Raw genomic sequence first — 8,751 nt, forward strand, 5'->3', positions numbered from 1 at the left:
GGCCCACCGCGCACGCGGTCTCAGCCCCGTAGCTCCGCGGGGAGGAGCGGCTCCGGGACGTTCTGGAACGCGACCGGGCGCAGCCAGCGGGCGGCCGCGGCGGTCCCCACCGAGGTGGTGAGCGGTGCGGTCGAGGCCGGGTAGGGGCCACCGTGCTGCTGGGCGTCGGAGACCGTGACCCCGGTGGGCCACTCGTTCCAGATCACCCGGCCGACGTGCTCGGCGAGCCGGGTGAGCAGCGCGGCGGCGTCCGGGTCGGCCGGGGCGCCCTGCACGGTCCCGGTGAGCTGGCCCTCGAGGGCGTCGAGCACCTGCAGGGCCTCGGCGACGTCGGAGTACTCGACGATCAGCGCCGCGGGCCCGAAGACCTCCTGCTCCAGCAGCTCGGGCCGGTCCAGAACCTCCCGCGCCGCCGCCCGGAACAGCACGGGTCCGCCGTCCAGCTCCCCGCGCGCGACCGCCGTGGCGCCCGCCATCTCCGTGGCGGCCTTGCGGTAGCCCGCCTCGATGCGCTCGTTGAGCATCGCGTGCGCGGTCAGCTCCGGGACCGCGGCGAGGAACGCGTCCGCGTCGGGCACCAGCACCACGCCGGGGTTGGTGCAGAACTGACCGGCGCCGAGCGTGACCGACCCGGCGAACCCGGTGGCGATCTCGGTCGACCGCGCGGCCCAGCCCGCCGGCGTCACGACGACGGGGTTGGTGGAGCCGAGCTCGCCGTAGAAGGGGATCGGGTCGGGGCGCCGGGCCGCGAGGTCGAACAGGGCTCGGCCACCCGCCGTCGAGCCGGTGAAGCCGACGGCCCTGATCCGCGGGTCCTGCACCGCCGCCGCCCCCTCGGCCTCGCCCTCGATCAGTGCGACGACCCCCTCGGGGAAGTGCGGCGCCACGAGCGCGGCGGTCCGTCGGGACAGCTCCGGGTGCCCGGGGTGCGCCTTGACGACGACCGGGCAGCCCGCGGCCAGCGCCGAGACGGTGTCCCCGCCGAAGACCGAGAACGCGAACGGGAAGTTGCTCGCCGCGAACACCAGCACCGGCCCGATCGGGACCTGGGTGCGGCGGATGTCCGGGCGCGGACCCATCCCCCACTCCGGGTCGGCCGGGTCGATCCGGACGTCGAGCAGGGTGCCCTGCTCCAGGCGCTCGGCGAACAGCCGTGCCTGGAACGTGGTGCGGCCGAGCTCGCCGGTCAGCCTGCCCTCCGCGAGGTGGCTCTCGCTCATCGCGAGCGGGACGAGCTCCGCCGCGGCGGCGTCGAGGGCGTCGGCGGCCGCGCGCAGCCGCGCCGCGCGGTCGGTGGGTGAGGTGCGCCCGAAGGCGCGTGCGGCCGCAGCCGCACCGGCCAGGGCGTTCTCCGGTGTCATGCGGTGTACCTCCAGCGATCTCTAGGTGGAGATCGCGTTCGAGTCCATGTCCGCGACCGTCCACTCCTCGACCTCGTCGAGGTGGACGGCAGCGGCTTCCTGGGCGGCCGCGACGTCCCGCGCCGCCATCGCGTCGAGGATCTGCAGGTGGCGGGCCGTCGAGCCCTTCGCGCGGTGGGGTCCGGTGGCGCCGAGGATGCGCAGCCAGGCCACGAACGGCTCGACCGAGCTGCGCGCCCTGACCAGCCGCTCGTTGCCGGTGGCGGCGACGATCTCGCGGTGGATGCGGACGTCGCTGTCGAAGAAGGGCTCGAAGTCGCCCTTCTCCACGGCCTCGGCCGCCGCCACGGCCTCGGCCCGCAGGTCGGCGATCTGCGCGGCGGGCATCACCGCGGCGGCGAGCCCCGTCGCCACCCACTCGATGCCCTTGCGCAGCTGGCAGACCTCGTGGACGTCCGAGACCCCGGGCCGCGCGACGAACGTGCCGGAGCGCGGCCGGGTCTCGATCAGCTGGTCGTGCTCGAGGCGGGCCAGCGCGTCCCGCACCGGGGTGCGGGACACCCCGAACTCGTCCGCCACCGCCTGCGGGTCCAGTCGGGAGCCCGGCGCGAACGCGCCGGTGGTGATCCGCTCGACGAGGATCCGGTACAGCTGGTCCGCGATCGAGTCGACCATCAACGCTGCCTTGGCGGCCACGGCTTCCCCCACAGATGTGTGACGTCTAGTCGATCAGATTAGCCGCCCGGAGCGCCGTCGCGATGCGCTCCCGCTCCTCCGGCGTGGCCGGGGAGAACGGCTTGCGGGGCAGCCCGCCCTCGCGGCCCTGCAGCTGCAGGGCGGCCTTGAGGGTGGCGGGGAGGTTGGGTCCGTCGATCGCGCGCCACACCGTGAGGATGCGTTCGTGCAACCTCAGCGCCTCGGCGTGGTCGCCCGCCTGGACGGCGTCCCACAGCTCGACCGACAGCTTCGGGGTGACGGTCGGGATGGCCGCCAGCGCACCGTGCGCGCCCATGACGAACGCGGGGTAGTGCAGGTCGTCCAGCGCGGCGAGGATCGTGAAGCGGTCCCGCACCCGGTGCAGCAGGTCGGCGAGCAGGTGGATGTCGCCGCCGGACTGCTTGACCGCGACCACCTGCGGGACGACGTCGCCCATCTTCTCGATGGTGTCGACGCCGACCAGCGCCCACGGCACCACGTTGTAGAGCACGATCGGCAGGTCCGCGGCCTCGCCGACGAGCCGGTAGTGCTCGATCGTCTCCGCCTGCGAGGGCGCGAAGACGTAGTGCACCGGGGTGACCTGCAGCGCGTCGACCCCGGCCTCCTTGAGCGCGAGGGAGTAGCGGATCGCCTGCGCGGTGGAGTTCTGGATGACCCCGCCGATCACCGGGACGCGGCCCGCGACCTCGTCCACGACGACCTCGCAGATCGCCTTGCTCTCCTCCAGCGACAGGGTCTGGCCCTCGCCGGTGCTGCCGCAGGCGCAGATGGCGGTGACGCCCTGGTCGAGCAGGTACTTCACCTCGCCGCGGAGCAGCTCCAGGTCGACCTGGTCCCTCTCGTCGAACGGGGTCACGACCGTCGAGATCATCCCGTGCAGTGCCAGGTCCTTCATGGCGCCTCCTTGAGGGCTTGTCTTGCATCTAGTGTCTGATACATTAGCCGTCACACGCAAGGAACACCAGCCGGTACGAGGGAGTGCCCGTGACAGCGACGACTGCTTCACCGAAGGACGGCGGGACGCCGGTCAAGAGGGTCGTGTGGGCGAGCGCCCTCGGCACGACGGTCGAGTACTACGACTTCACCCTCTACGCGACGACCGCCGCACTCGTGTTCAACAAGGTCTTCTTCCCCGCGGGCGATGCACTCGTGGGCACCCTGGCGGCGTTCGCCACGTTCTTCGTGGGCTACCTGGCGCGCCCGCTCGGCGGGGTCGTCTTCGGCCACTACGGCGACCGTCTGGGCCGCAAGACCATCCTGATCATCACGATGGTGCTGATGGGCGGCGGCACGTTCGCCGTCGGCCTGCTGCCGAGCTACGAGACGATCGGCGTCTGGGCGCCGATCCTGCTGGTGCTCATCCGGCTGCTGCAGGGCCTCGGCATGGGCGGCGAGTACGGCGGCGGCGTGCTGATGGCGCTGGAGTACAGCCCGAAGGAGCGGCACGGCTTCTTCACCTCGCTCGTGCACATCGGCACCCCGGCGGGCGTGCTGTTGCCCGTGGGCATCGTGACACTGCTCGACACGTTCCTGCCCGAGGGCGCCTACGAGTCCTGGGCCTGGCGGCTGCCCTTCCTCGCCAGCATCATCCTGATCGGACTCGGCGTCTACATCCGCACGCACGTCAGCGAGAGCCCGGAGTTCGTGAAGGCGCGCGCGGAGCGCGAGGCCCACAAGCTCCCGATCAAGGAGCTGTTCCGCACGAACACGAACCGCGTCGTGCTGTCCATCCTGGCGAAGATCGCCGAGTCCGGGCTGTTCAACGTCTACTACGTCGTCGCGATCGCGTACGTGACGACCGAGCTCGGGCTGCCGCGCCAACCCGTCCTGCTGGCGGTGCTGATCGCCTGTGCGGCGGAGTGCCTCATGCTGCCGCTCTTCGGGGCCCTGTCCGACCGGATCGGGCGCCGCAGGGTCTACATCGGCGGCGCGCTGTTCCAGGTCGTGCTCGCCGTGCCGTTCTTCCTCATGCTCTCCACGGGGAACTTCTGGCTGACCACGCTGGGCATGACGCTCGGGCTCGCGATCGGGCACGGCGCGATGTACGGCTCGCAGGCCGCGCTCTTCGCCAACCTCTACCCGGTCTCGGTCCGCTACACCGGTCTGTCGGTCACCCAGCAGGTCGGCGCCACGCTCGGCGGTGGGCTCGCCCCGCTGGCGGGCACCGCGCTGCTCGCCGCCGGTGGCGGGCACTGGACCTGGCTGGTCGTCTACGCCATCGCGATCGCGCTCGTCTCCTCGATCGCCGCGTCCCGGCTGGTGTGGGGCGAGGCGCGGTACGCCGCCACCGACCGTTCCCTGGAGAACGCCTCATGACGCTCCCCTTCCTCCCCGCGGACGGCGATCCCGTCCCGCCCGCGCTGCGCGGGTTCGCCCGGGCGCACGAGGCGCTCGTCGAGCTGGTCGAGAAGCCCGCGCACCTCGTGGCGCGAGACCGCGACCCGCGGCGCCGCGTGGGGCTGGTCTCCGGCGGCGGGTCGGGCCACGAGCCGCTGCACGCCGGGTTCCTCGGCCGCGGGATGCTCGACGCCGTCGCGCCCGGCAAGGTCTTCGCCTCCCCGCACAACCGGCAGGTCCTGGAGGCCTCGCGGAGGGCGGCGGGACCCGACGGCGTGCTCCACGTCGTGAAGAACTACACCGGGGACCGGATCAACTTCGGGATCGCGGCCGAGCGACTGCGCCTCGACGGGATCGAGGTGCGCCGGGTGCTCGTCGACGACGACCTGGCCACCGAGTCCGACGAGACCGCGACCGGGCGCCGCGGGACCGGGGCCACGGTGGTCGTCGAGAAGCTGCTCGGCGGTGCCGCGGACACCGGGCTCGGCCTCGAGGAGCTGGCCGCGCTCGGCGCGGAGGTCGCGGGCGCGTCGCGCAGCCTGGCCGTGGCGTCGCGGGCGCAGACCTCGCTGCACACGGGCGAGCCGTCCTTCGCCCTCGGCGCGGACGAGCTCGAGTACGGCGTGGGCATCCACGGCGAGCGGGCGCAGAAGTCGATCGTGCGCCCGCCGACCGAGGAGCTGGTCGAGCGGATGCTCGACGAGCTCGTGGCCGGCCTGCCCGCCGGGCCCTCGGAGGTCCTCGCCGTGGTCAACGGGCTCGGCGGGACGACCCTGCTGGAGCTCTACGGGCTCCACGACCTGGTGGTCTCCGGGCTCGCCGGGCGCGGGCTCGAGGTCTCGCGAGCCCTGGTCGGGACCTTCGTGCCCGCGCTCGACATGACCGGGTTCTCGCTCACGCTGACCCGCCTGCGGCCGTCCTGGACGGCGTACTGGGACGCGCCCGCGGCCACGCCCGCACTGACCGTCGGAGGGAACTGATGGACCAGGAAGCGGTCCTCCGCACGTACGCCCGGGCCGCCGAGGACGCGCACGGCGCGCTGACCGAGCTCGACCAGCTCTCCGGCGACGGGGACTTCGGCGACAACCTGCGCGGCGGCCTGCGGGACGCGGTGGCGCGGTTCGAGCAGGGCGGGACCTCGGCGTTCGGCGCGCTGGGCGAGGTGTTCCTCGACGAGGTCGGCGGCACCAGCGGTCCGCTGCTCGGGTTGCTGTTCACCGAGCTCGCGCAGGCCCTCGACGGCGACGGCTCCTTCGGCGACGGTGCCCGCGACGGCCTCGCGGCGATCCAGCGGGTCGGCGAGGCGCAGGTCGGCGACCGCACCCTGGTCGACGCCCTCTCCCCCGCCGTCGACGCGTTCGCCGCGGGCGGGCTCGTCGGGGCGGCGGCCGCGGCGAGGCGGGGTGCCGACCACACCGCGCAGCTGCGCGCCCGCAGGGGCCGGGCGAGCTATGTCGGCGACCGGGCCAAGGGAGAGCCCGATCCCGGTGCGATGGGTATCGCCCTGCTGTTCTGGGCCGCGGCGACCGTCGAGTCCCCGGACGCCGCCGTCGAGCGGCCGGTCTAGCGGCTCCGCCGCACGTGCGCGGCGGGTGGTGCCGGAACACCACTCGCCGCGCACGACGTGTGTCACGCGGCCGGCGGCGTCGCGGCACGCCGGCCGCGGAGTCCTAGACGATCCCCTGGCGGGTCGCGGTGTAGACGATCTCGGTGCGGCGGCGGACGTCGAGCTTGTCGCGGAGGTTGCGCACGTGGAACTTCACGGTCGCCTCGCTGATCACCAGCTCGGTGGCGATCTCCCGGTTCGACATGCCCGTCGCCAGGAGCCGGAGGACCTGGTTCTCGCGGTCGGTCAGCAGTGGGCCGCGCATGTTCCGCCCGGCCTGCTCGCGGGGGTCGCGCAGCGCGTCCATCATCATCGTGGTGATGCGGGAGTCGAAGACCGCGTCGCCGCGCAGCAGGGTCCGCACGGCCGCGACGATGTCCGCGGTGTCGGCGCCCTTGCGCAGGTAGCCGTGCACGCCGAGGCGGACGGTGCGGAGCATCGTCTCGCGGTCCCGACAGCTCGTCAGGACGAGGATCCGGGTGCCGCGGTGGCGCTGCAGCAGGGCGCGCGCGACGTCGATGCCCGCGGTCTCGCCGCGGCCGAGGTCGACGTCGAGGAGCACGACGTCCGGGCGGAGCCGGTCCGCCGCGACGAGGGCGTCCCGCGGGGTCGCGGCCTCGCCCACGATCCGCAGGTCGGGCTCGACGGCGAAGAGCTGGCGCAGCCCGAGGCGGACGATGCCCTCGGCGTCGACGACCAGGATCCGGCCGGTGCGCACCGTGGTGAGGCCACCGTCGCCGCGCAGGTCCTCGGGGGAGCGACCCGCCGTCGGGGGCACGCGCGCGGGCTGGGCGGGGCGGGTCTCCAGGACCCGGACGTCGGCGAGCTCTGCGGTCATCGGGGTGCCTCCGATCGTCGACGGGTCGTTGTCGCAGCGACGGTAAGCTGAGTCACGTTGCCCGTTCGTTGCACGCGGGGACTCCCCCCTAGGACAGGCGCAACCTCGCCTTGCCACCCGGGCCGGGGTGAGGCGATGATGTGGCCGAGCGAGGACTCTCGGGAAGTCGAGGTGCCGATGCCAGTCGACGGCGTGGTCGAGCGCGATCCGAAATCCGGCGTGTCCGCGTCCGCTGCGATCACCGAGCTGTTCGAGGCGGTGCTGGACGACACCGGGGACGCCACCGTCCGCACGCTGGTCTCCGAGTCCTGGCAGCGCAGCCTCGCCGCCGCGATCGATCCCGCCACCCCGCTCCCCCCGCTCCGCTTCGATCCCGCCGAGAGCCGCGCGCGGCTGGACGCGCACCCCCTGCACCGGGTCATGCCCCTGCTGCGCGCCAACCTCGTGAGCATCGCCGAGGAGGCGATGCACGTCGTCGTCGTCACGGACGAGGAGGGCACGGTCCTCTGGCGCGAGGGCGCCAGCGCGGTGCTCGGCCCGGCGGACCGCGTCGGACTGGTCGAGGGGTCGAACTGGTCCGAGGAGGCCATCGGCACCAACGCGATGGGCACCGGGCTGGCGCTCGGCAGGCCGGTGCAGATCCACTCGACCGAGCACCTCGTCCGCGCGGTGCACGCCTGGACGTGTGTGGCCGCGCCCGTCACGGACCCGGACACCGGGCGGATCATCGGCGCCATCGACATCACCGGCCCGCGCCGCACGATCCACCCGGCGATGCTCGCGTTGGTCACCGCGACCGCGCAGCTCGCCGAGAACCAGATGCGGATGCAGCTCGCGATCGCGGACGAGCGGCTGCGCGCCCGCAACCAGGGCCACCTCGCCAGCCTGCGCGGCACGCCGGGCGCGCTGGTCACGCCGACGGGCCGGATCATCGCCGGGGACCCGTTCGGCGAGTGGCCGGAGCGGGTGGACCTCGAGCCGCTGTCCACCGGCGCGGACCGGCTGCGCCTGCAGGACGGGCGGGTGCTGCACGTCGAGCCGCTGGCCGAGGGGTACCTGCTGTCGATGGCGCGGCGGACCGCGGCGGCGCCCGCCCGCCACTCGCTCTCGCTCCGCTTCCTCGGCGACGGCGCCCCCACCGTGGTGCTGGACGGCGAGAGCCACACCCTCACCCTGCGCCCGGCGGAGATCCTCGCGGCGCTGGCCCTGCACCCGGAGGGCCTCACCGCGGAGCGGCTGGCCTTCCTCCTCTACGGAGACGACGGCAACCAGACCACCGTGCGCGGCGAGATCCACCGGCTGCGTGCACTGATCGGCACGGACGTGCTCAAGACCCGCCCCTACCGGCTCGACGCCGTGGTGGACACGGACTTCGGCACGGTCCGCCGGGCGCTGCGCGAGGGTCGGGTCGCGGACGCACTGCGCACCTGCTCGGGCCCACTGCTGCAGCGCTCGGACGCGCCGGAGATCCGCGGGGCGCGAGACGAGCTGGAAGTCGGGCTGCGCCGGGCCGTCCTGGAGTCGGACGACGTCGAGCTGGTCCACACCTACGCGACGCACCGGGTGGGTTCGGAGGACCTCGAGGCCCACGAGCTGCTGGTGGACATGCTGCCCGCGGGCGACCCGCGGCGGGCGATCGCGGAGTCGAGGGTGGCGCGGCTGCTCGCGGACTGAGCGGGCGGCACGGGCTGTGGTGGCGCTGCAGATGGTGGCGCTGCACGTGGTGGCGCTGCAGGTGGTGGCACGTTTCGTGCACTCAGCGCTGAGCGGACCGCGCTGAGCGCACGCTTTCGCTGATCTTGCGGCGCTGACAGCACGAAACGTGCGACTAGATGTCCTACTTACGGAGGTTGGTGACGCGGTGGGCAGGGTGACACGCCCAGGCGAATGAT

At 73.5% G+C, this 8,751-nt stretch carries 8 protein-coding genes; 4 read left to right on the forward strand and 4 right to left on the reverse strand.

Annotated elements, in window-relative coordinates:
- Positions 1–20: 20 nt before the first annotated feature.
- From ABD993_RS25840 to ABD993_RS25850, 3 genes are read right to left on the reverse strand one after another with little or no spacing between them, the layout of a single operon-like run.
- Complete coding sequence (locus ABD993_RS25840) at positions 21–1,361, reverse strand: aldehyde dehydrogenase (NADP(+)) (RefSeq protein ID WP_345423755.1); 1,341 nt, start codon at positions 1,359–1,361, stop codon at positions 21–23.
- 21 nt (positions 1,362–1,382) lie between these two features.
- On the reverse strand, positions 1,383–2,057 hold the full coding sequence (locus ABD993_RS25845) for a GntR family transcriptional regulator (protein ID WP_345423758.1): 675 nt from the start codon (positions 2,055–2,057) through the stop codon (positions 1,383–1,385).
- Positions 2,058–2,082: 25 nt separating this feature from the next.
- The gene (locus ABD993_RS25850; protein ID WP_345423761.1) at positions 2,083–2,973 is read right to left on the reverse strand and encodes a dihydrodipicolinate synthase family protein; all 891 of its coding nucleotides are present in this window, start codon (positions 2,971–2,973) and stop codon (positions 2,083–2,085) included.
- Positions 2,974–3,062: 89 nt separating this feature from the next.
- On the opposite strand from ABD993_RS25850, the gene ABD993_RS25855 reads away from it, so the two are divergent.
- The 3 genes from ABD993_RS25855 to ABD993_RS25865 are packed head-to-tail and all read left to right on the forward strand — an operon-like array spanning position 3,063 to position 5,982.
- Complete coding sequence (locus ABD993_RS25855; protein WP_345423764.1) at positions 3,063–4,394, forward strand: MFS transporter; 1,332 nt, start codon at positions 3,063–3,065, stop codon at positions 4,392–4,394.
- Positions 4,391–5,395, forward strand: a complete 1,005-nt coding sequence (locus ABD993_RS25860) for a dihydroxyacetone kinase subunit DhaK (RefSeq protein WP_345423767.1) — start codon at positions 4,391–4,393, stop codon at positions 5,393–5,395. The genes ABD993_RS25855 and ABD993_RS25860 overlap by 4 nt, the downstream gene beginning before the upstream one ends.
- Complete coding sequence (locus tag ABD993_RS25865) at positions 5,395–5,982, forward strand: DAK2 domain-containing protein (RefSeq protein WP_345423770.1); 588 nt, start codon at positions 5,395–5,397, stop codon at positions 5,980–5,982. The genes ABD993_RS25860 and ABD993_RS25865 overlap by 1 nt, the downstream gene beginning before the upstream one ends.
- 103 nt (positions 5,983–6,085) lie before the next feature.
- Here ABD993_RS25865 and ABD993_RS25870 read toward each other — a convergent pair whose 3' ends face one another.
- A complete protein-coding gene (locus ABD993_RS25870; protein WP_345423773.1) occupies positions 6,086–6,859 on the reverse strand; it encodes a LuxR C-terminal-related transcriptional regulator in 774 nt (257 codons plus the stop codon).
- A 219-nt stretch (positions 6,860–7,078) separates the two neighbouring features.
- On the opposite strand from ABD993_RS25870, the gene ABD993_RS25875 reads away from it, so the two are divergent.
- Positions 7,079–8,533 (forward strand): GAF domain-containing protein, encoded by a 1,455-nt coding sequence (locus ABD993_RS25875; protein ID WP_345423776.1) that lies wholly within the window; start codon positions 7,079–7,081, stop codon positions 8,531–8,533.
- Positions 8,534–8,751 lie beyond the last annotated feature (218 nt).

Origin of the sequence: Pseudonocardia xishanensis, assembly GCF_039541715.1 — a bacterium.
Taxonomy (GTDB): Bacteria; Actinomycetota; Actinomycetes; order Mycobacteriales; family Pseudonocardiaceae; genus Pseudonocardia; species Pseudonocardia xishanensis.

Excerpts from the sequence above, each read along its gene's own strand:
- ABD993_RS25840 (WP_345423755.1), bottom strand. The coding sequence starts at position 1,361 with ATGACACCGGAGAACGCCCTGGCCGGTGCGGCTGCGGCCGCACGCGCC.
- ABD993_RS25850 (WP_345423761.1), bottom strand. The coding sequence starts at position 2,973 with ATGAAGGACCTGGCACTGCACGGGATGATCTCGACGGTCGTGACCCCG.
- ABD993_RS25860 (WP_345423767.1), top strand. The coding sequence starts at position 4,391 with ATGACGCTCCCCTTCCTCCCCGCGGACGGCGATCCCGTCCCGCCCGCG.
- ABD993_RS25865 (WP_345423770.1), top strand. The coding sequence starts at position 5,395 with ATGGACCAGGAAGCGGTCCTCCGCACGTACGCCCGGGCCGCCGAGGAC.
- ABD993_RS25870 (WP_345423773.1), bottom strand. The coding sequence starts at position 6,859 with ATGACCGCAGAGCTCGCCGACGTCCGGGTCCTGGAGACCCGCCCCGCC.